Below are 20,230 nucleotides of genomic sequence, written 5' to 3'. Positions count from 1 at the left end.
TGCGGACGAGCCTGGCGCGATGCACGGAGTGGGCGTATCCAACCGCCCACTCGAATTCCACTGCCGCACTTGACTTTATTCAACAGTAGCGACGATACGGTGCGAGTCAGGTTGTTGCAGAGTGCGCCGCCTGGACGACACCGAGTTGCTGCATCATCCCGAGCGTGTCCCAACATGCCCAGTTTTCGATGATCTTGCCGTCCTGGAAGCGACTGATTGTGATTCCCTGAACGACCGCTGATTTGCCTGTCGGGGACATGCCCATCATCTCGCCGTCGTTGGTGCCTGTCGCCGTCCATCGGGTAGTGACGAAATCGCCTTCGGCGATCTGTTCGTTGACCAAGAACCGTTGATCCGAGAACGCGGCGAGATACATCTGCACGAGCTTTTTGAAGCCGTCGGGGCCATGGACCTCGGCGAACGGGTTCTGTGGATCGTGGTTGATGCAGTCAGCCGCGATCACCTCGTCGAATACATCGAGGTCTCGCGCGTTCCATGCGTCGAAGATGCGCTTGGCGGTGGCCTTGTTCTGCTCTGACATGGCGCTTCCCCTTCGATTTGATAGTGCCGAACTGGCGGCGGCCATAGTCGCTACAGGCAGCATTCGCGGTGCCCGGCATTGAGTGTGGTTTGGAGCGCGGCCGCGATGCCAGCGGCGAATCCAGGCGCCGCGACCCGGTATGTGGACGCTGTCATCACGGCGGATGCCCGTCCGAATGTTGTCGGCGGACATCCAGCCACCCGCCGATCACAAACCCTGAAACCGGTGTACCGCAATCATTGTGCGCCTGTTTCGTATGCGAGGTAAGGGGCAACTGAGCTGTCCCGTGCTCGCATGATGTCTACCTGCTGGTGGATACCCCGGCGGGCACATACGCGCATCACATCACCAGTCCCGTGCAGACTGGTCGGTCGACCGATTTGCCGGAACGGCTCGCGCCCTGAGCTGTTGTACCCGATTACGCGCAATAGCCGACCGCGCCGTCCGATCGCACGCTTACACAGACCCTGGGCCGCGTCTGGCCGGATGCTGAACCCCACGTACACGCCGACCCAAACGCAAATGAACACATCGGATCGCCCGATCCGCGCACGCGAGGCGACCGCTGGTGGGAAGCTCGAAGGACCGTAAGTGTCGACCGAGAAAGCGAGACACATGGTCGAGAAAGCGAGTGCGTCCGCAGGGACCAACGGTAAGGGTGTGACGGCGCAGCGACCGGAGGACATCCGGAACGTAGTGCTGGTCGGGCACACCGGGTCGGGTAAGACCACGCTGGTGGAGGCGTTGGCGCTCACGGCGGGCGCGGTGAATCGCGCGGGCCGGGTGGAGGACGGAACGTCGCTATCGGATTACGACGAGATCGAACACCGCCAGCACCGATCGGTGCAGCTGTCGGTAGTGCCGATGGTGTGGCACGGGATCAAGATCAATCTCCTCGATACCCCCGGATACGCCGATTTCGTCGGTGAGCTGCGCGCGGGTCTGCGTGCGGCGGATGCGGCCCTGTTCGTCATCTCGGCGGCCGAGGGCGCCGAGGCCGTGAGCGGCGCGACCCGCGCGCTGTGGGAGGAGTGCGCGGCGGTCGGGATGCCGCGGGCCATCGTGATCACCCACCTCGATACCGCACGCGCCGAATTCGACGAGATGACCGAGACCTGTCGACAGGTGCTCGGCGGCGGTTCCTCGGAAAACATTCTGCCGCTGCATCTTCCGGTGTACGGGCCGAAGAGTCCGGACGGTCATCGCCCGGTGACCGGACTGGTCGAGCTGCTGCCGCACTGCATCGCGGACTACTCCTCCGGCGAGGAGGTCCAGTGCGAACCGTCCGCCGATCAGCTGCCGCTGCTCGAGGACGCGCGCAACCGGCTGATCGAGGGCATCATCGCCGAGAGCGAAGACGAAACCCTGATGGAGCGCTATCTCGGCGGCGAGGAGATCGAGCTGGCCGCGCTGGTCGAGGACCTCGAACGCGCGGTCGCCCGGGGCAGCTTCCATCCCGTCGTGTTCGGCGCGCCCGCCCCGGAAGGGGCCAAACAAGGCCTCGGCACCATCGAACTGCTGGAGCTGATCACCGGCGGATTTCCCACACCGTCGGAACATGCGGTCTCGGCGGTCAACACCTCCGACGGTGCGGCGCCGACACCGTTGCACTGCGATCCGGACGGCACGTTGGCCGCCGAGGTGATCCGCACCGCCTCGGATCCATATGTCGGCCGGGTCTCGCTGGTCCGCGTATTCTCCGGCACCCTGCGACCCGACGACACCGTGCATGTCTGCGGTCACGGCCTGGAGGACCGCGGCCACGAAAGCCACGATGTGGACGAGCGCATCGGCGCCATCACCGCACCGTTCGGCAAACAGCAGCGCCCACTGGGCCAGGCCATCGCCGGTGATATCGCCTACGTCACCAAACTGAGCCACGCGGAAACCGGCGATACCCTGTCCGGCACCGCCGCACCGCTGCTGATCGAACCATGGCAGATGCCGGATCCCCTGCTGCCCATCGCCATTCAGGCACGCAGCAAGGCGGATGAGGACAAGCTGTCCAGCGGCCTGGCCCGGCTGGCGGCCGAGGATCCCGCGATCCGGCTGGAACAGAATCCCGACACCCATCAGATCGTGCTGTGGTGTCTGGGCGAAGCGCACCGCGATGTCGCGCTGGAGCGGTTGCGCACCAGGTTCGGCGTGCAGGTCGACGTCATCGACCACAAGGTCGCGCTGCGAGAAACGTTCGCGGGCAAGGCGACCGGTAAGGGCAGGCACGTCAAACAGTCGGGCGGGCACGGACAGTACGCGGTCTGCGAGATCGAAGTGGAACCGCTGCCGGGCGGTTCGGGTATCGAATTCGTCGACCGGGTGGTCGGTGGAGTCGTACCGCGACAATTCATTCCGTCGGTGGAGAAGGGTGTCCGCGCCCAAGCCGGGCGCGGAGTGGCGGCCGGATACCCGCTCGTCGATATGCGCGTGACACTCTTCGACGGCAAGGCGCATTCGGTCGATTCCTCCGATTCAGCGTTCCAGACAGCGGGTGCGCTCGCGTTGCGCGAGGCCGCGGCCGCCGCCGGTATCGACCTGCTCGAACCGATCGCCGAAGTATGGGTGGTGGTAACCGACGACTACGTCGGTCCGGTACTCAGTGACCTGTCCGGACGCCGCGGGCGCGTCCTCGGTACCGAACCGCACGGCACCGGCCGCACCCGCATCCACGCCGAGGTGCCCGAACTCGAACTCACCCGCTACGCAATAGATCTGCGCTCCATCTCACATGGCGCGGGTGATTTCACGCGCTCGTATATCCGGCACGAACCGATGCCGAAGGCGCTGGCAGGCTCAGTCCGCGACCAGGCCAGGAAATCGGGCTGATACCCAGCGCCGCAGGATGTTTCGCTAGCGTCGAAGGAGCCGGGTGAGCAGTCCAGAGCGTTTCGTCGTCGACACCGAGCATTTCGGCAAGATCGTGATCACGCGGACCGACGAAAGGGTGGTCGCCACACCGGTATTCGACGATGCCACCGCGGTGACCATCGAACGTATCGGTCCGCGCACTCGTCAGCGCGTTCCCATCGGTACGCGAAATGCCAAGCGGCTGCGGGCATCGATCAATGATCGCCCGATCAGGTTGACGGTCGGGCGCGGGCATTTCTACTACCGGTGGACCTATCGCGCGGTCGCCGAGGTCGATGGCAAGATTTTGCGGCTGATGCCGACGAATCTGCACTCCAGCGCCTTGGTGGTCGGGCAACGGGATCGGGGCGAGCATGTGCTCGGCGAATTCATGTTGACGGGGACGCACCACATCGAGGTCGTCTGGGCATTGCCATTCACCGTGCGCGATCCCGGGGCAACTGTTCGCCAGCCCACCCTGGAGGACGCGCTGATCGCCTACGCCTTGGTCACAGCTTTCGGCACCGGAGGCGTATCGCTATGGGACCTGGTGGAGATGGTGCTCCCGATCTGAACTCCTGCTGTCGCACAGAGTGTGAGGAGTTCGCACAGGCTGTAGAGAGCCTGTTGCCGAATGCGCCGCGGGGCGGTTGTACCGTCATATCAACGTCACAGTCGGGGGATCAAATCACTTCCAGCTGAGGATGATTGCACGGCAGCGGTTGAAATAAGGCGTGACCTATGTCACGACCAAAATCCGCGATAATTCGGCAACAGGCTCTATGCGGTGTGCGCGATCGTGACTGGTTATGCGACGGTCCGAGGGCGGCGGACGCGGGTCGGGCCCACGCCTTCGGAAAGGAATGGGCCCGAACCGTCTCGCTAGCTCACCAGGTTCTTCCGAAGTTGTACGAGGGTGCTGCCGTCGAGGCCCAAGCCCTGCGTCAGGAACTTCCCGAAATCGCCGTAGGCCTGCTCCATCGCAGCGATCGCGGTGTCCAGGTACTCGTCGCTGACCACTTGCAGCGGAATCAGCAGATCGGGATTCTGCATCAGCCCCGCCTGCTTCACCTGCTCGCGCAACTTGGCATCCGCCGCGGCCCGATACTGATTCGACAGCAGATAATCCTGCCGCGCAGTCTGTTCAGGCACCCCGACGGCCCGCAACACCACATACGTCAGCCAGCCGGTCCGATCCTTACCCGAGGTGCAGTGGTAAAGCGTAGCCCGATCGGTCGCCGCGAGATCCCGAATCGTCTGCCCGAACTTCGCCCGCGAATCGTCGGTGAAGAAGCTCCGATACACATTCGCCATGATCTCCTCGGCCTTCCCGTTCCCGAGCAGCTCCTCCTGCTTCTGCGGATCCCGAGACTGAATCGCCCCCAACATCTGCTGGAACAACCCGGTGTCATCAATCGGCCGCGCGACCTTCTGCACCCCCGCAGGCACCTTGTCGGCCCCCGCGAACTGCACCTCCGCCGGCGTCCGCAGATCAATAACGGCTTTGAGATTCAGGGTTCCCAGCTTCTGCACGTCGGAGTCTGTCAACTTCTCCAACGAATCCGACCGAATAACCTTCCCCGCCTTGACCTTCGCCCCGTCATAAGTCCGATACCCCCCGATATCCCGAACATTGACCGCCCCCTGCAAATCGATCTTCCCGCCGACCGCCGCAACACTCGGCTCGGCCACCGCCGAAGGCTGCACCCCCGTCGCAGTCAACGCCAACGCCGCCGCAGCAGCAGCACCTATAAGTGAAACAAGTGAAATCCTCATGGCGCGGGACAGTAGAACCCACCCCACCCCTCGTGCGCCACTTCCCATCGATCCCGCCGCCGTTACCCCACTCACCGGTATTCCCGTGCCGCTCAATGGGATTCAAACTGTTCATGGCGCGCTAAAGCGCCCACCTCGCCTGTGAAACCCGAGATCGGTTGCAGCAGTGCCGAAGCAGTATATGCCTACTCGAAATTGCCCGCGCGGCAAACAGGTTGCAACCACCGGCAACGGCGCGAGGTGTTCCGACGTCACCGCCTCCCCCAGCGCTCGGTCGAACCGCTCGCGCACCCTTCGTGGTTCTTCTAGGGGAATAGGACCGTTGCACTACTCGTAATCCGCCAGGTACTCATCGAGCGGCGTCGCGCGGAATCCTCCGCCGCCGCCCAAAGGACCGTCGGCGGCACCATCTTGTGCTGCATGCACCGAACCAGCGATTTTCACCCGGCAATGTCGGCGCTGGGCCCGGCGCAACCATCGCGGCTATCTGGCTCCGATCTTGCACCCACGGCGAACCCAAGGCAGCGACTTCTTCGACATGTACATCCGCAGCTTTGAACGGGTACGGGAAACCGCTTCGCCTATCATGGATTCCACATTCTGGAGGGTGTCTCGGCGGCGAACCTCAAACCCCGAGCGTCTGCTTGATAGCCGTCAGGAACGCGGCCGTATCGACGAGGCTGGAAAGGACCACATCCGCCCCGGCGTCGGCGAGTACTTCGGCACTGTCACTGCCAGACGCAACAGCGACAACTTTGGCCCCGCCGTCAACGCCAGCGCGTACGTCGTTCGGCGTATCACCGATCAGCACAGTGCTTTCGCGAGTAAACGACGCGCTGTACTTCCGGGCCGCACGCCGTTGGGCAATTCCGACCAAGTTGGCGCGTATGTGATCATCTGAACCGAATGCCCCGATGTCCCAATCCAGGGGCGAACCGGCCAAGCCAAAGGCATCGAGCTTCGTGAACCCGTTGGGCCGAATATTGCCGGTCAGCACAGACTGAACCAAGCCATCCACATGAGCGAGGACGTCCAATGCTTCCCGCACACCAGGCAGAACATGGCCTCGCTCACTGAGATCGGCCTTGCGCGCGAGCAGCGACCGCTCCAATGCGTCGAAGATTAGGTCGACGTCCTCGGGCAGCGAGACACCGTGGCGTGCCGCCAGATCACGCATGATCAACGCGTCTGTACTTCCACCGGTTCGCGGCCGATGCTCGACACCCATTCCGGTCAACAGTTCGAACGCAGCGGCGTAGGCATCCTTCGACACTCCGCCGTTGGCGATCAGTGTGTTGTCCACATCCCACAGAACGAGTGTCAGCCCCACGTGACGAAGCCTACGTGCGATACGTAACGACACCTCGGCTGTCGAAGTTGCAGACCAACGTGCCACCGCAACGCGAAAGCGGCCACCGTATCAGCGGCCGAAAACGCGTCCGTCGGCAGTGCTACCGCCTGTGCCGCCTCCAGTGCCTGCGACAGGGATTGGCCGACTTTCTCCACGTTCGCGGCGTGCGTCCGCAACTTCTCCGGCTCTACCGAAACTTCGCTCATCTACCCCCTCAGCACTCCCGGTTCCGAATTGCCTTGTTACTGAACCGGTGTGCCCACTATAACCAGCGCTTCGAGCCAAAAAGCTCCCCGAGAAAAGACGGAGCCCCATCCGCCGAAACGGATGGGGCTCGTTGCCTTACAACGACTTACACGTCGAAGTAGAGCTCGAATTCATACGGGTGCGGACGCAGGTTCACCGGCGCGATTTCGTTTTCGCGCTTGAGGTTGATCCAGGTCTCGATCAGGTCCGGGGTGAACACGTTACCTTCGGTGAGGTAGTCGTGGTCGGCCTCGAGGCGGTCGATGACCGAAGCCAGGCTGGTGGGGGCCTGCGGGATGCCCTTGGCCTCCTCCGGCGGGAGCTCGTAGAGGTCCTTGTCGACCGGGGCCTTCGGCTCGATCTTCTTCTTGATGCCGTCCAGGCCGGCCATCATCATGGCGGCGAAGGCCAGGTACGGGTTACCCGAGGAGTCGGGCGCACGGAACTCGATGCGCTTGGCCTTCGGGTTGTTGCCGGTGACCGGGATGCGGACCGCGGCGGAGCGGTTGCGCTGCGAGTACACCAGGTTGATCGGGGCCTCGTAGCCCGGGACCAGGCGGTGGTAGGAGTTCACGGTCGGGTTGGTGAACGCCAGCAGCGACGGGGCGTGGTGCAGGATGCCGCCGATGTAGTGGCGCGCCAGGTCCGACAGGCCCGCGTAGCCGGCCTCGTCGTGGAACAGCGGCTTGCCGTCCTTCCACAGCGACTGGTGCACGTGCATACCCGAGCCGTTGTCGCCGAAGAGCGGCTTCGGCATGAAGGTGACGGTCTTGCCCTCGGCCCACGCGGTGTTCTTCACGATGTACTTGAACAGCTGCAGGTCGTCGGCCGCGCCGAGCAGGGTGCCGAACTTGTAGTTGATCTCGGCCTGACCGGCAGTACCGACCTCGTGGTGGCCACGCTCGAGTTCGAAGCCCGCGTTCTGCAGGTTGGTCGAGATCTTGTCGCGCAGGTCGACGTAGTGGTCGTACGGGGCGACCGGGAAGTAACCGCCCTTGTTACGGACCTTGTAGCCGCGGTTCAGGGTGCCGTCCGGGTTGAACTCCGCGCCGGTGTTCCAGGAGCCCGAGATCGACTCGATCTCGTAGAAGGCGCCGTTCATGCCCGAGTCGTAACGGATGGAGTCGAAGATGTAGAACTCGGCCTCGGCACCGAAGTAGGCGGTGTCGGCGATGCCGGTGCTCTTCAGGTACTCCTCTGCCTTGCGCGCGACGTTACGCGGGTCGCGGCTGTAGGCCTCCCGGGTGAACGGGTCGTGCACGAAGAAGTTGAGGTTCAGCGTCTTGGCCTGGCGGAACGGGTCCAGCCGAGCGGTGCTGAAGTCGGGGAGCAGCAGCATGTCCGACTCGTCGATGGACTGGAAACCACGGACGGAGGAGCCGTCGAACGCTAGCCCTTCCTCAGCGAGGTCAGCAGTGAAAGCCTTCGCGGGGATCGAGAAGTGCTGCTGCACACCCGGAAGATCACTGAAGCGGATGTCGACGTATTCGACTTCCTCTTCCTTGATGTGCTTGATGACCTCGTCGGCCGTGCTGAACGTCACTTGTTCTCCTTACGGATCGGTTCCCAGCCAGTGTCGATTGCATGGGTTCGTCGCGTCCAGACGCTATGGACGCGATGTTTCCCAGCAATCAAGGCTGTGTTTCGCCAGTGTTACACGTGCGGCTGGCCGGGCGTTGCTGGCCACCCGGGCTCGAACAGCATCGTAATCCTGTCCTTTTTACCAGCGCCCGCCGAGGTCACTTGGGTTAATGCGATGTCCTACGACCGGTCGTAGAGGCCTATTCTGGGGATCATGGCACGCATCAGCGGATCCTGGCTCTCCGGACCTTCGGCCGACCCGGGCGATCCGGCAACCCCCGAGTTCCCCGGTCAGCACCTGGGTTTGCCGCGCTCGGGCGCCGGGTCACTGGTCGGCATGATGCGGCGCATCGTCGCACTCGTGGTGGACTGGTTCATCTCGCTCGGTGTGACCGCAATCATCGTTCGGCCGAACCCGGACAAGATCATCGCCGGCATGGATATTCCGGCCGGGAAGCCGCGCCCGTCGAACTTCGAGGCGATTGTGAGTGCGCTCACGACTCCCAACCTGCTCGTCTGGTTCGTGATCGGTGTCGTCGCGGTGTCGTTGTTCGGGTATACGCCGGGGCAGTACTTCCTGCGCCTGCGCGTCATCCGCGTCGATGCGCCGGTGGCCGTCGGCTTCGTGCGCGCGCTGGCCCGCCAGGTGCTGCTGGTCTTCGTGGTTCCGGCGCTGTTCACCGACGCCGACGGTCGTGGCATGCACGACCGCGCCACCGGCACCGCGGTCGTACGCTCGCGCTAGGGCGTCTGGGCGGGCGCCGGAACAGTACGCTGCGGCGGTGTCTCTGAATCCGGTCATGCTGGCGGTGCGCCTGTTCCTCGAACTCGCCGCCATTTCCTCGTTCGCGGTCTGCGGTTGGCGCGCGTTCGATTCGCCCTGGCGCTATGTGCTGGTTGTCCTGCTGCCGCTTGCCGCCGCTGCGGCTTGGGGGACGTTCGCGGTGCCCGGCGATCCGAGCCGCAGCGGAAACGCCCCGGTCGCGGTGGGCGGCTGGGTGCGTCTGCTGGTCGAGATCGTGGTGCTGTTCGGTGGCGCGGCGGCATTCTGGCTCGCGGGGCTGCCGCGCTGGGCCTTGGTCTTCACAGCGGTGCTCGTCGTCTATCACGCCGTCGGCTACGACCGGATCACCTGGTTGCTCGGCATCGGGCGAACCGGAACGACTCCTTAGAAACGCGAAGGCCCGCATCCCATGGGATGCGGGCCTCGAAACCGGATCAGCGCCGGCGGATGGTGCGCTGTACCCCGCGCATCTTGGCGCCCGCGGGCATCGGCCCCTTGGGCAGTGCGGGACCGCTGCGCGAACTCAGCGCGGCCAACCGGCCCTCGATGAGATCCATGCGCTTGGCGTCGATATTGCGGGGCAGCTTGGTGAGGTACTTCTGCAGCTCCTTCAGCGGGATCTGGCCCTCATCGTTGCCGATGATGATGTCGTAGATCGGGGTATCGCCGATGAGTCGCGCGGTGCGCTTCTTCTCCTGTGCCAGTAGCGACTTCAGCCGCTGCGGGGAACCCTCGCCGATCAGGATGACGCCCGGCAGACCGATTGCCCGGTGCACCGCATCCAACTGAGTGGTGGCCGCGATGCCATTGCTGACCCGCCATTTGCCCTGCAGGTTGTCCAGCACCCAGGCCGCCGCACCCGCCTGGCCCTCGGCCTTGGCGTAAACATTCCGCTGCACCCGGCGACCGAAGATGATGAACGCGACGAGCACACCGAGCAGCAGACCGAGCGGCAGCAGGAACCACTGCAGCCCGAAGATCAGGCCGACCACCAGGAATACCACCGTGATGCCGACGACGGCGCCGATCATCAAAGGCAGCAGCAGCTTGTCTTCCTTGCGCTGCATCTGGAACGCCTGCCAGAGCTGCTGGCGGCGTTCTTTCGACTGCTGCTTGCGGGCCGCCTTAGCCGCGGCCTTCGCTTCCTTCGACGGCGTGCCGCCCTTGCCTACTGCCATATTCACAGAATAGTGGCACGTCGGGTGGGTGCCCCCACCGCGTCAGTTGACGCCGCGACGCGCGATCTCACCTAAGGCGGTGAGATCCAGATCACCCGAGGTCTCGGTCCACCCCATGGCACGCAACTCCGCGGGCGCGCCGACACCGAGCGCGTCACGCAGGCCGACGGCGACCGAGCGGGCGAGTTCGCGCAAGGTGTCCAAAGACAGTGGCCAGAGCAGGGTGCGAGTCCAATTGTCGATCTCGCGCCGTGCGACGGGTTCGCGCCAGCCGAGCTCACGCAGCATGCGTTCAGCGGTCGGCGAGATGGGCTGCGCGAGATAGGAATTGCCCGCCAGTTCGACGGACAGTTTTATGTCGTATTGCACGAATTGAACGTATCGATTCCCGGGCGCGGCGATGACCAGCGTTGCCCGCGAAGGTAGTTCCGATAGGCACTGTGCCAGCGACCGCACGAATAGGTCCCAATCCGTGGTCACCGGCTCACTCATACTCCCCCCGGGGACTCGCACTGGGCCGATCATACGCCGCGCTGCCTGGGACACCAGCCGAAACTTATTGACCGAATGTGCCTTTCCCCCTGGGCGATAGCAAGACCAAATAGCCTGCCGTTCTCGCGAACGACAGGCTCCTGCCTCACGCGGTCGCGGCAATCCGCCCGGACGTCACATCTTCCGATTCCGGAACCCGCCCGAGCCCGCGGAAAACGGGCACGTCCAGCTTGCGGCTCGCGGGCCGCGAGGCCCACGACGCCACCACGCACAGCGCGAAAAAGCCGGTATAGATCAGATGATTCGCGGCGGAATGGTGCGCGATATGCGAGGCGAATCCGCCGGTCAGATCGAAAAACGCACCGGCATAGGCCCATTCCTTCACCAACGGATAGCGCGGGACCGCAAGTGCCATGGCGCCGAGCACTTTCCAGAATCCGAGGATGGTCATGACGTAGGTCGGATAACCCAATTCCGTCATGCCCGCCGCGGTCCCGCCGCGATGCAGCAGGTCGGCGATACCGCCGGATGCCAGGACGAACACCGTCAACCCGGTAGTGGTCCAGTAGCCGATCGATCGTGCGTTGTTCATGGTTTTCTCCTGCCTAATGTGCGAGCGATTCCCGCTGTCACACCCCTGACCAGCACGGGGGCCGAGATGTGACAGGGGTCAGCCCACCTGCAGTTCCATGAGTTCCAAGGTCTCCGGGTCGGCGAGCAGATCGATCGCGACGATTCGACCTTCGGACACGGTGAAATCGAAGACCACGCGCGGCTGGCCGCCAACGGACCACACGAGGCCCGCCCGCCCATCGACGAGCGCGAGCTGCGCCGCCCTGGCCCGGCCGGAGAAGGTCTGCGCGACCGCATTCGCACCGGACGCGCCCGCGGCACCGGTGGCGATGCCCGCGGCGTCGACGCGCAGCACCACATCCGGATCGAGCAGGGTCAGCAGCGCCTCGAATTCACCGCTGCGCGAGGCGGCGAGGAATGCGTCGACGACCTCACGCTGGCGATCGCGGTCGGCGGCGGCTCTGACACCCTGCACCCGCCGCCGCGCCCTACTGGCCAATTGCCGCGCGGCCGTGGGAGTTTTGCCGACGATCGGGGCGATCTCGTCGAAGGGCACGGCGAACATATCGTGCAGTACGAACGACAGCCGCTCCGGCGGGGCGAGGGTGTCGAGCACGACGAGTAGGGCCAGGCCGATCGAATCGCCGAGCACCGCTTCCTGTTCCGGGCCGTCGACATCGGGCACCGGTTCGAATTCGTCGAGCGGTTCCTCGCGCCGCGTCTTGCGGAACTGCAGCATATTCAGGCAGACCCGGGCGACCACGGTGGTGAGCCAGCCGCCCAAATTCTCGATCTCGTCGCTATCGGAACGGCTGAGTCGCAGCCATGCCTCCTGGACGGCGTCATCGGCCTCGCTGCCGGACCCGAGCATGCGATACGCCACCGCGAGCAGATGCGTGCGGTGCTCCTCGAAGCGCTCGGCAAGAAATTTCTCGTCCACTTGTCACATTCTCCCGTTCGGGCTGGTCATGTACGTGAACCGGAAACCGCAACCGCGAACAAGGAGCGAATGATGACCGCTGGACTGCAGACCATCGTGTACCCCGTCACCGACCTGGTCAAGGCGAAGAGCCTGTACGGCGCGCTGTTCGGCACAGAGCCCACCGCCGACACCCCGTACTACGTCGGCTACCGGGTGGCGGGCCAGGACATCGGCCTGGACCCGAACGGCCACAAGAAGGGTATGACCGGCCCGATCGGCTACTGGACCGTCGATGACATAGAGAAGCAGCTGTCCACCCTGGTCGAGGCCGGGGCCGAGGTGACCCAGCAACCGACGAATGTCGGCGGCGGAAAGCTGATCGCGACGGTCGAGGACGCCGACGGGAATGTCTTCGGCCTCATGCAGCCGTAGGCGAAGATCGAACCATGCCCTCCGAGACCTATGACGTGCGCCCGATCGGCCGGGTGCGCTCACCGCTGACCGATCCGGCGGATGCGCCGAAACAAGGCGACGAAGGCGCACCGCCCGCCGAGATCGTGCTCGATCCCGAGGTCGCGGCGGGCGTGGCGGGATTGCGGCCCGGCGATGAGGTGTTGGTGTTCACCTGGTTGCACCGGGCGGATCGGGAGGTGCTCGCGGTGCATCCGCGCGGCGACCGCACCCGCCCGGTCACCGGGGTGTTCGCGACGCGCGCCCCGCATCGGCCGAATCCGATCGGGCTGCATCGGGTCACGATCGCCGATATTGATGGGGCGAGGCTCACCGTGCACGGTTTGGAAGCGATCGACGGCACACCGGTGCTGGATCTGAAACCGGTGCTCGGTCCGACCGCTGAGCGCTGAGTGACACCCCCCTTCCGGGGGCTGGACTATCGACCAGTAGCGGTCGATAGTTCTCGGGTGACTGTGCTGTTGCGTGGTGTGGCCGGGGTTTTGTTGATGCTCGGATTGCTGGCGCCGGTATCGGCGGCGGACCCGGTCGATGTGCCGTTCCAGTGGTCGCAGAGCTTCATCACCGCGCCGGACGGCACCCGGCTGCACGCCGACATTCTGCGCCCGCAGGGCATTTCCGCGGATACCCGCACGCCGGTGATGATGACCGTCAGCCCGTATCGCTCGCATACCGCTTATCTGAGCGTGCCGCGGCTCGAGGATGGACCGTCCACCGATGACCTGCACGTCGCGATGTTCCTGAACGCGGGCTATACCTACGTCATCGTGGATCTGCGCGGCTACGGCGGCTCGTCCGGATGTCCGGATTTCGGCGGGCCGGGCGAACGTTCGGATGTGTCCACCGCCGTGGAGTGGGCGGCGGGGCAGCCATGGTCGACCGGTCGGGTCGGCATGATCGGCACTTCCTACGAGGCGTGGACCGGGATGATGGGGCTGGCCGCCAAACCCGCGGGGCTGGCCGCCGTCGCGGCGTTCGGACCGGATGTCGACCCGTACGCGTACATGTACATGCAGGGGGTCGCGTGGAAGTTCTCCGGTAAGCCGGTCACCGAGAGCGGCATTCGCCCAGCCGAAATGACGGGTTTCGAACACCTGCTCATCGCCTCCACACCGGGCCGACCCGATGACTCCCCCGAGTACCGGTCCAATGCCGTCAATATATCGGCCGGGTGCTACGAGCAATTCGCGGCGAACACCACCAACCATGACGCCACCACCCCGTTCTGGCGCGAGCGCGATCTCGTGGAAGAGTTGCGCGGCAATACCATTCCGCTGTTCGTCGGCCAGGGCTTCCTCGATTACAACACCCGGGCGTATCGCATCTTCGACGTCTGGAATGCGCTCGGCCCCGGCGATCATCGCGCTTGGTTCGGCCAATGGGGCCACAGCGATTGCGACAGCAAGTGCGGTGCACCGGATTTCGATACCCAACTACTTGCCTTCTTCGATAAGCATGTCGCCGACCGCGATATCGAGGTGCCCGGCCCGCGCGTGACGGTCGGCCAATTCGATGGCGGGTGGCGATCCGAAGCCGCGTGGCCGCCCATTGACGCGCGACGCATTCCGATCGATCTGCGCACCGGCACCTATACCGATCGCGGCCTGCTGCCCGGACCCGATCGCGAGATCTGGTCCATTTCCGAGCCGCTGACTACGACCCAGCACATCTCCGGAATTCCGACGGCAACATTGCGCCTGTCCGGTCCGCCGACCGCCACGGTCGCGGTCGAGTTGTTCGATATCGCTCCTGGCGGCCGCGGCACCATCATCACCCGCGGCATTGCTCCGGTCGCCGATACCGCCGAGATCAGACTGTTGGCGCAGGACTGGCCGATCATTGCCGGGCACCGCCTCGGCGTCCGGATCACCGATGTCGTCGACGATGTCTGGTCCCATACCGCCGCCGATGCCCAGGTCACCGTCGTCTCGGCGCGCCTGGACCTGCCCCTGCTCAGCACACCGCGCACCCCCGACCTCACCGGCGGCACCAGCGAGGCCTGGACGAAGTGGCGCGACCAGAAGGTCCGCGCACTTGGGCCCGAGGTGTTGAATGCAGTGGTGCCCATGAACTTGCCGAATGAGACCGGCCCTCGATGACAGGTAACGCCGCGCAGACCAACACCACGCCGGTGGTCGTCGATACGCACGTTGCCGAACGCCTCGCGCAGGCCTTGCGCTGCGCGACGGTTTCCTATGAGCCATCGGATACCGCGGAGCCCACAGAACCCAGCGACGCGGAATTCGTCCGGCTGGGCGCGCACCTGGAACAGTCGTTCCCACTGGTCCACGCCGAACTGGAATTGGAGCGGTTCGGGCACAGCAGGCTGTATCGCTGGCCGGGTGTCGAACCGGATCGGGTGTCGGCGATTCTGCTCGCCCATCAGGATGTGGTGCCGGTCGATGATCTGCGGCGGTGGACGCATCCGCCGTTCGCGGGCGTAGTGGACGACGAATTCATCTGGGGCCGTGGGGCAATCGATGACAAGAGCCGGTTGATCGCCATTCTGGAGGCGGTCGAATCCGCACTCGCCGCCGGAATCCGCCCGCAGCACACCATCTATCTGGCATTCGGGCACGACGAGGAGGTGTTCGGCGATGACGGCGCGGTGCGCATGGCGCAGCGGCTGCGCGAATCCGGTGTGCACGCGGATCTACTGCTCGACGAGGGCGGTGTCATCCTCGACGGTATCGCCGACGGCATAGACCGGCCGGTGGCATCGATCATGGTGGGCGAGAAAGGCTATGCGACCGTTCGCCTTTCGGTATCGGCGATGGGCGGACATTCGTCCATGCCCGGCAGACAGACCGCGGTCGGACGGATCGCCCGTGCGGTCGGTCGAATCCAGGACCATCCGATGCCGCTGCGATTGACGCCGGTGGTGTCCGACATGGTCACCAGACTGCGCCACGTCATGCCCGAATATCGCCGCCGCCTGCTCCGCTTCGCCGGACTGGCCACGCCGGTGATCACCCGGATACTCGCGGCCCGCCCGCAGACCGAGGCGATGGTGCGCACCACGACCGCGCCGACGGTCATCCGCGGCGGGGTCAAACCCAATGTGCTGCCACAGCAGGCCGAGGCCCTGGTGAATTTCCGCATCCTGCCCGGCGATTCGGTCGAATCGGTGCTCGCACACTGCCGCAAGGTGGTGCGCGACGCGGACGTGCGGATCGAACTCGTCGGCATGACCTCGGAGCCCTCCCCCGGCAAACCGCCCGGCCCAGCATTCGACATGATCGCGGGCCTGGCCGAGTCCGTCGTCCCGGGCATCGCGGTGACCACCGGCATCGTCCCCGGCGCCACCGATTCCCGGCACTACGACGACCTCGCCGCCACCCGCTGCAACTTCGCCCCCATCCTGCTGACCAAGGCCGATGTGGAAACGATCCACGGAACCGACGAGCGCATCTCCCTGGTGAACTACGCTCGGCTCATCGAGTTCAACCGGCGGCTGATAGATCAGCTCGCGGCGCCGTCACCTACCCGAGGAGCCGATGCATGACAACCGATCCGAAGTCCGGCGAGTCCGCCGAGCCGACACCGGTCACCGAGGGCGAATTCGACGGCATCGGCAGCCGGATCGCTTGGCGCGCATGGCTTCCCGATACCACCGCGGATGCGGTGATCGTGCTCGTGCACGGCGTCGCCGAACACTCCGGCCGCTACGCCCATGTCGGAAAGCGCCTGGCGGACAACGGTTTCGCGGTCTACGCGCTCGACCATCTCGGCCACGGCAAGTCGGCGGGCAACAACGCGAATATCGGTTCGATGGCGGGCTCCGCCGACAATGTCGCGGAGATGCTGAAGATCGCGAGCCGCGAACATCCGGATGTGCCGCGGTTCCTGCTCGCGCATTCGATGGGCAGCCTGATCACGTTGTATCTGGCGGTCCGGGCGCCGATCGACGTCGACGGCATCGTTTTGTCGGCGCCGCCGCTGGATATCGCCGTCGGCAATCCGCTGCAGCGCCTGGTGGGCCCGCTGCTGTCTCGGTTCGCGCCGAATCTCGGTGTGCTGAAACTGGATTCGTCGATGATCAGCCGCGATCCCGAGGTGGTGCGCGCCTACGACAACGATCCGCTGGTCTTCCGCGGCAAGCTCCCGGCCCGAACCGGTATGGAGATGCTGAATGCCACCGAGTTCGTCAAGAGCCGTCTGGACAAGCTCACCGTGCCGCTGCTGGTGTTGCACGGCACCGCCGACGCCATCGCGGCACCGTCCAGCACCGATCTGATCGAGCAGGGCGCGGGTTCGAAGGACCTGACGGTGATCCGCTACGAGGGCCTCTACCACGAGGTCTTCAATGAACCCGAACAGGACAAGGTGCTCGCCGATGTCCTGGAGTGGCTGCGGGCCCACGTAGCGGACGAGTGAGCCGCTAGCGGTAGTTCGTCAGGCAGGTCTGCTCGCCGTCGAGGACTCCGGTGCGGAACGCCTCCAACCGCTGGAACCCGCTCCCCACCACCTTGCCGTCCACATCACTGGCGACCAGACCGTCGGCGAGCAGTCCGGAGACCGCCTCGTCCAGATCGTTCGCCGACAGCCGCGGATCGCTGCCCGGTTCGCTCAGCTTGGTCGTCACGACTCCGGTGAGGCATGCGGTGCGCAATCCGGCGGACTCGGCCCCGGTGAGCGAGAGCTTGCGTTCCTGTTGCACCGCAAGGACATAGCGGGAGATGAACACGGCGAAGGCGTTGTAATCACCGTCCACCACCGCCGAGAGCGGTTCGTCGTCGCCCTTCATCGCCCCGCCGCGTTTGGCGAGTTCGGGCACATCGGTGCCGATTTTGTTCGAGCTCGGGCAGTACGAGACCGGCTCGACAGCAGTTACTTTCGAGCAGTTCTTGATGATCCCGTTGTAGTCGTACTGTGGTGCCTGCTGCAGTGGGAAGATCTTCGCCAGCGCCTGGCTCAGGCTGGTCAGCGACGCCACGTCGACCGGAAGCTGGGCGTCCTGCTCGCCGTCCTCATATGTCGTCGGCAGGGTGCCCCGACGCTGCTCGATCTCCTTCTTGTTGATCTTCTTGCAGCCCTGGGCACCGTCGGTGTAGCCGATCTGCACCGCGGTCACGCGCTCGAAGGCGGAGCCGTGCGCATTCTTCGGGTTATCCGGATCGGTATCGCGCACGGCGATGGTCGCGCCGAGGACCGCATTGAGCCCGTCGGTCATATTCAGCGTGAAATGCGCCGAATTCCCTTCCGCCACATGGCGCAGGAACACACCGGCCAGACAGTCGGCCTGCTGCTCCTTCACCAGCGTCCCGGTGAAGAATCCGGCGATCTTGGCCTGCCCCTGGATGGAGTGACCGTATTCGTGCGCGAGCACCATCACGATCGCCATATCGCTGTACTTCTCCTGCAGCAGCGGCAGCAGCACACCGCGATCCCAGCCGATAGTGTGGTCCACGCTGCAGTAGGCGGCGTTGACCAGGTGATAGGTGCTGGACTTGCAAAATGTGATCGCCTGCTCCTTGGATGCCTTGGCGTCCCAGGAGATGTAGCGGCTCACCGGCTTGAAGGCGCCGGGAAAGTTCTTGCCGTACTCGGTCTTCCAGAAATCTTCCAGGTCGGCGATGGTGTTGAGGGCGAGTTTGTCGACCGCGCCGCCGTCGCCGTTCTCCGCGGTGAGCGGTGCGTCCGGTACCCCCTTGCGCGGACCACTCGGACCGTTGTTGGAGACCGCGCCGGTCAGTTCCCACGGATTGTCCGCGGTCACCGCGCTCGCCCCCGGCTGGCCCGTCTTGCTGTCGCAGCCGACCAGCGCCGCGCCGACCAACAGCAATACCGCCACCACCCCGAACCGCAGCCGTCCAGTCCTCATCAGGTCTTTCCTCCCCGAACTCACTGTGGGTCCGCCCTCGGCGAACCCCGACCCGATGGGTCATACGCCTGCCCGTCGAGCGATCACATGGTAATCGCAGAAACCACTGCGCGCGTACACGTCTGAGCGCATTCGCTCCGTCAGGCGTTCAACTGCACCTGTGCCAGTATCGCGCGATGGTCGGATCCGGGAATGGTGAGTGAGCGGACGTCGGCCGCCGTGCCTTCGGCGACCAGAATGTGGTCGATGCCGATCACCGGACCCCACCGGCGATCCGCCGGATAGGTGAGCAGCGGCCCGGCACCCGCCTGATCCGCCGCCGCGACGAACCGGCCGCGCAGCAGATCACGGAATGCCGAATGATCGCGGGTGGCATTGAAATCCGCGCCGACGATCGCGGGCCCCTGCTGCGCGTCGAGTATTTCGCGAATCCTGTCCAGTTCCGAGCTCCACGCCGCGAAGTCGACCGACGGCGGCACCGGATGGAATGCGAACACCGCGACCGGTCCGCGCTGTGGATGCTCCATGGTGGCGGACAGATTGTTCATCCAGAATCCGTCGTATTTCTTGGTGTCCCGCAACGGATATCGGCTGTAGATCCCGGTGCCGTTACCGCCCCCACGGGGCTGTAGGAACTGATGTGGCAGCAACTCTTCGATTCCGGCCGCCGCGAGTCGCTGCGCAACCTCCGGTGTCAGCTCGTCGACGGTGAGCACCTCGACCCGGTTCTCCCGCACCGCCTGAACCACCGCCGCCGCATCCGCCTTCCCGAACAACAGGTTCGACTGCATGACCGAAACTTCCGGCCCACTCGCCGCCCGACCCTCCGGAACGAACATCGGCACCTGCATCCACAACACCGACGCGACGATCACCCCGGCCGCCGCCGCACTCTTCCACCCCCGCGCGATCAGGAACAACAGCAACCCCAACACTGCCCCGAGCATCAAATACGACGCACCCGATGCCAACAGCACCACAGCCTGCCGCCGCCACGTCCCGAAATGCAGCACGATCCCCAGAACTCCCGCCACCAAGGCGCACCACCCAAGCCCGAGCACCACCCGGTCCACCCATTTACGCATGCCCCGACCCTAACCGGCAGCGATGGAGACCAGATGCGGTGATTGTGGAGATCCCGTGGGGATGCCACAGCCTCCTACACTGGCCGGCAGAGAGTGAGGTGGTCGCGATGTATGTCGAGGAGTTCACGGCGGCGGGTGCGCTCACCGCGGACACGGCCGAAGATCTTGCCGACACCGCGGGCCGGTTCACCTCGCGGATCACGGTGACCTGCAACGGGCACACGGTGCTGACACCGGTGCTGCCGTCGTGTTGGGACGAGTTGCGGGTGCGCGCGGGCAGCACGGTATCGGTCACCGCCGAGCGGGGGTACCGCCCGCCCGACGATGAGGACCGTATTGCGCTGCGGGAATTCGTGCGCATCGACCGCCGCAGGCCCGGAGGAGTGGGCGATCGCGTCCGAACGTCGCGAGGCCACCCGGGAATTGATGAAGATCCTGGCGCCCGCGCACCGCGAGGTGCTGGTGATGCCGACGCCTTCGCCGCGGTCTCCTCCGGCGACAACTCCAACATCATCTCCGCGCGGGTGGCCCGGGAAATGTTCGGTGTGCAGCGCGTGGTCGC

Annotated in this window: 19 protein-coding genes and 1 pseudogene; 10 read left to right on the top strand and 10 right to left on the bottom strand. The window is 64.9% G+C overall.

What is annotated here, in order from left to right; genetic code table 11:
- Positions 1 to 106: 106 nt before the first annotated feature.
- Positions 107 to 541: an ester cyclase gene (locus tag ACZ60G_RS28025; RefSeq protein WP_465813667.1), complete on the bottom strand. Its 435-nt coding sequence runs from the start codon at positions 539 to 541 to the stop codon at positions 107 to 109.
- Positions 542 to 1,156: 615 nt separating this feature from the next.
- Here ACZ60G_RS28025 and ACZ60G_RS28020 point away from each other — a divergent pair.
- Both ACZ60G_RS28020 and ACZ60G_RS28015 read left to right on the top strand, forming a co-directional pair.
- On the top strand, positions 1,157 to 3,364 hold the full coding sequence (locus ACZ60G_RS28020) for an elongation factor G-like protein EF-G2 (RefSeq protein WP_465813666.1): 2,208 nt from the start codon (positions 1,157 to 1,159) through the stop codon (positions 3,362 to 3,364).
- Positions 3,365 to 3,407: 43 nt separating this feature from the next.
- Positions 3,408 to 3,959 (top strand): hypothetical protein, encoded by a 552-nt coding sequence (locus ACZ60G_RS28015; RefSeq protein WP_465813665.1) that lies wholly within the window; start codon positions 3,408 to 3,410, stop codon positions 3,957 to 3,959.
- Between the two features lie 308 nt (positions 3,960 to 4,267).
- Here ACZ60G_RS28015 and ACZ60G_RS28010 read toward each other — a convergent pair whose 3' ends face one another.
- The 3 genes from ACZ60G_RS28010 to glnA all read right to left on the bottom strand — a co-directional run bounded on the left by ACZ60G_RS28010 (position 4,268) and on the right by glnA (position 8,301).
- Complete coding sequence (locus tag ACZ60G_RS28010) at positions 4,268 to 5,077, bottom strand: tyrosine-protein phosphatase (RefSeq protein ID WP_465813664.1); 810 nt, start codon at positions 5,075 to 5,077, stop codon at positions 4,268 to 4,270.
- A gap of 709 nt (positions 5,078 to 5,786) precedes the next feature.
- The gene (locus ACZ60G_RS28005) at positions 5,787 to 6,524 is read right to left on the bottom strand and encodes an HAD family hydrolase (RefSeq protein ID WP_465813663.1); all 738 of its coding nucleotides are present in this window, start codon (positions 6,522 to 6,524) and stop codon (positions 5,787 to 5,789) included.
- Positions 6,525 to 6,864: 340 nt separating this feature from the next.
- Positions 6,865 to 8,301 carry a type I glutamate--ammonia ligase gene (glnA, locus tag ACZ60G_RS28000; protein WP_387294815.1) on the bottom strand — a complete coding sequence of 479 codons (1,437 nt, stop codon included), beginning with the start codon at positions 8,299 to 8,301 and terminating at the stop codon, positions 6,865 to 6,867.
- Between the two features lie 252 nt (positions 8,302 to 8,553).
- Here glnA and ACZ60G_RS27995 point away from each other — a divergent pair, with 252 nt between their 5' ends.
- Together ACZ60G_RS27995 and ACZ60G_RS27990 are read left to right on the top strand one after the other, a co-directional pair.
- Positions 8,554 to 9,084: an RDD family protein gene (locus tag ACZ60G_RS27995; RefSeq protein WP_465813662.1), complete on the top strand. Its 531-nt coding sequence runs from the start codon at positions 8,554 to 8,556 to the stop codon at positions 9,082 to 9,084.
- Between the two features lie 37 nt (positions 9,085 to 9,121).
- Complete coding sequence (locus tag ACZ60G_RS27990) at positions 9,122 to 9,511, top strand: YrdB family protein (RefSeq protein ID WP_465813661.1); 390 nt, start codon at positions 9,122 to 9,124, stop codon at positions 9,509 to 9,511.
- A gap of 46 nt (positions 9,512 to 9,557) precedes the next feature.
- On the opposite strand, the gene ACZ60G_RS27985 is transcribed toward ACZ60G_RS27990, so the two are convergent.
- The 4 genes from ACZ60G_RS27985 to ACZ60G_RS27970 form a co-directional block, all read right to left on the bottom strand.
- The gene (locus ACZ60G_RS27985; RefSeq protein WP_465813660.1) at positions 9,558 to 10,301 is read right to left on the bottom strand and encodes a DUF4191 domain-containing protein; all 744 of its coding nucleotides are present in this window, start codon (positions 10,299 to 10,301) and stop codon (positions 9,558 to 9,560) included.
- A 42-nt stretch (positions 10,302 to 10,343) separates the two neighbouring features.
- A complete protein-coding gene (locus tag ACZ60G_RS27980; protein ID WP_465813659.1) occupies positions 10,344 to 10,793 on the bottom strand; it encodes a TY-Chap domain-containing protein in 450 nt (149 codons plus the stop codon).
- Between the two features lie 145 nt (positions 10,794 to 10,938).
- Positions 10,939 to 11,385 (bottom strand): DoxX family protein, encoded by a 447-nt coding sequence (locus ACZ60G_RS27975; RefSeq protein ID WP_465813658.1) that lies wholly within the window; start codon positions 11,383 to 11,385, stop codon positions 10,939 to 10,941.
- Positions 11,386 to 11,463: 78 nt separating this feature from the next.
- A complete protein-coding gene (locus tag ACZ60G_RS27970) occupies positions 11,464 to 12,306 on the bottom strand; it encodes a sigma-70 family RNA polymerase sigma factor (protein ID WP_465813657.1) in 843 nt (280 codons plus the stop codon).
- A gap of 72 nt (positions 12,307 to 12,378) precedes the next feature.
- Here ACZ60G_RS27970 and ACZ60G_RS27965 point away from each other — a divergent pair, with 72 nt between their 5' ends.
- Genes ACZ60G_RS27965 through ACZ60G_RS27945 form a run of 5 tightly spaced genes read left to right on the top strand, consistent with a single transcriptional unit; the run spans position 12,379 to position 17,136 of the window.
- Positions 12,379 to 12,720 carry a VOC family protein gene (locus tag ACZ60G_RS27965; protein WP_465813656.1) on the top strand — a complete coding sequence of 114 codons (342 nt, stop codon included), beginning with the start codon at positions 12,379 to 12,381 and terminating at the stop codon, positions 12,718 to 12,720.
- A 14-nt stretch (positions 12,721 to 12,734) separates the two neighbouring features.
- Positions 12,735 to 13,151, top strand: a complete 417-nt coding sequence (gene tsaA / locus ACZ60G_RS27960) for a tRNA (N6-threonylcarbamoyladenosine(37)-N6)-methyltransferase TrmO (RefSeq protein ID WP_465813655.1) — start codon at positions 12,735 to 12,737, stop codon at positions 13,149 to 13,151.
- 57 nt (positions 13,152 to 13,208) lie between these two features.
- Positions 13,209 to 14,858 carry a CocE/NonD family hydrolase gene (locus ACZ60G_RS27955; RefSeq protein ID WP_465813654.1) on the top strand — a complete coding sequence of 550 codons (1,650 nt, stop codon included), beginning with the start codon at positions 13,209 to 13,211 and terminating at the stop codon, positions 14,856 to 14,858.
- Positions 14,855 to 16,264: a M20 family peptidase gene (locus tag ACZ60G_RS27950; protein ID WP_465813653.1), complete on the top strand. Its 1,410-nt coding sequence runs from the start codon at positions 14,855 to 14,857 to the stop codon at positions 16,262 to 16,264. The genes ACZ60G_RS27955 and ACZ60G_RS27950 overlap by 4 nt, the downstream gene beginning before the upstream one ends.
- Positions 16,261 to 17,136 (top strand): alpha/beta hydrolase, encoded by an 876-nt coding sequence (locus tag ACZ60G_RS27945; RefSeq protein WP_465813652.1) that lies wholly within the window; start codon positions 16,261 to 16,263, stop codon positions 17,134 to 17,136. The genes ACZ60G_RS27950 and ACZ60G_RS27945 overlap by 4 nt, the downstream gene beginning before the upstream one ends.
- Positions 17,137 to 17,140: 4 nt before the next feature.
- Here ACZ60G_RS27945 and ACZ60G_RS27940 read toward each other — a convergent pair whose 3' ends face one another.
- Both ACZ60G_RS27940 and ACZ60G_RS27935 read right to left on the bottom strand, forming a co-directional pair.
- Positions 17,141 to 18,583: a neutral zinc metallopeptidase gene (locus ACZ60G_RS27940; RefSeq protein WP_465813651.1), complete on the bottom strand. Its 1,443-nt coding sequence runs from the start codon at positions 18,581 to 18,583 to the stop codon at positions 17,141 to 17,143.
- A gap of 140 nt (positions 18,584 to 18,723) precedes the next feature.
- The gene (locus tag ACZ60G_RS27935; protein WP_465813650.1) at positions 18,724 to 19,668 is read right to left on the bottom strand and encodes an endonuclease/exonuclease/phosphatase family protein; all 945 of its coding nucleotides are present in this window, start codon (positions 19,666 to 19,668) and stop codon (positions 18,724 to 18,726) included.
- Between the two features lie 107 nt (positions 19,669 to 19,775).
- Here ACZ60G_RS27935 and ACZ60G_RS27930 point away from each other — a divergent pair.
- Positions 19,776 to 20,230 (top strand): annotated as a pseudogene (locus ACZ60G_RS27930) (hypothetical protein); the annotation flags it as partial.

It is taken from the genome of Nocardia sp. NPDC102475 (genome assembly GCF_055584605.1).
This window is presented reverse-complemented; position numbering and strand designations above follow the sequence as displayed.

What these genes read in the sequence shown, in the direction of transcription:
- tsaA (WP_465813655.1), top strand. Translation starts at nt 12,735, where the DNA reads ATGCCCTCCGAGACCTATGACGTGCGCCCGATCGGCCGGGTGCGCTCA.
- ACZ60G_RS27965 (WP_465813656.1), top strand. Translation starts at nt 12,379, where the DNA reads ATGACCGCTGGACTGCAGACCATCGTGTACCCCGTCACCGACCTGGTC.
- ACZ60G_RS28020 (WP_465813666.1), top strand. Translation starts at nt 1,157, where the DNA reads ATGGTCGAGAAAGCGAGTGCGTCCGCAGGGACCAACGGTAAGGGTGTG.
- ACZ60G_RS27975 (WP_465813658.1), bottom strand. Translation starts at nt 11,385, where the DNA reads ATGAACAACGCACGATCGATCGGCTACTGGACCACTACCGGGTTGACG.
- ACZ60G_RS27980 (WP_465813659.1), bottom strand. Translation starts at nt 10,793, where the DNA reads ATGAGTGAGCCGGTGACCACGGATTGGGACCTATTCGTGCGGTCGCTG.
- ACZ60G_RS28025 (WP_465813667.1), bottom strand. Translation starts at nt 541, where the DNA reads ATGTCAGAGCAGAACAAGGCCACCGCCAAGCGCATCTTCGACGCATGG.
- ACZ60G_RS27985 (WP_465813660.1), bottom strand. Translation starts at nt 10,301, where the DNA reads ATGGCAGTAGGCAAGGGCGGCACGCCGTCGAAGGAAGCGAAGGCCGCG.
- ACZ60G_RS27945 (WP_465813652.1), top strand. Translation starts at nt 16,261, where the DNA reads ATGACAACCGATCCGAAGTCCGGCGAGTCCGCCGAGCCGACACCGGTC.
- ACZ60G_RS27940 (WP_465813651.1), bottom strand. Translation starts at nt 18,583, where the DNA reads ATGAGGACTGGACGGCTGCGGTTCGGGGTGGTGGCGGTATTGCTGTTG.
- ACZ60G_RS27950 (WP_465813653.1), top strand. Translation starts at nt 14,855, where the DNA reads ATGACAGGTAACGCCGCGCAGACCAACACCACGCCGGTGGTCGTCGAT.
- ACZ60G_RS27995 (WP_465813662.1), top strand. Translation starts at nt 8,554, where the DNA reads ATGGCACGCATCAGCGGATCCTGGCTCTCCGGACCTTCGGCCGACCCG.
- ACZ60G_RS27935 (WP_465813650.1), bottom strand. Translation starts at nt 19,668, where the DNA reads ATGCGTAAATGGGTGGACCGGGTGGTGCTCGGGCTTGGGTGGTGCGCC.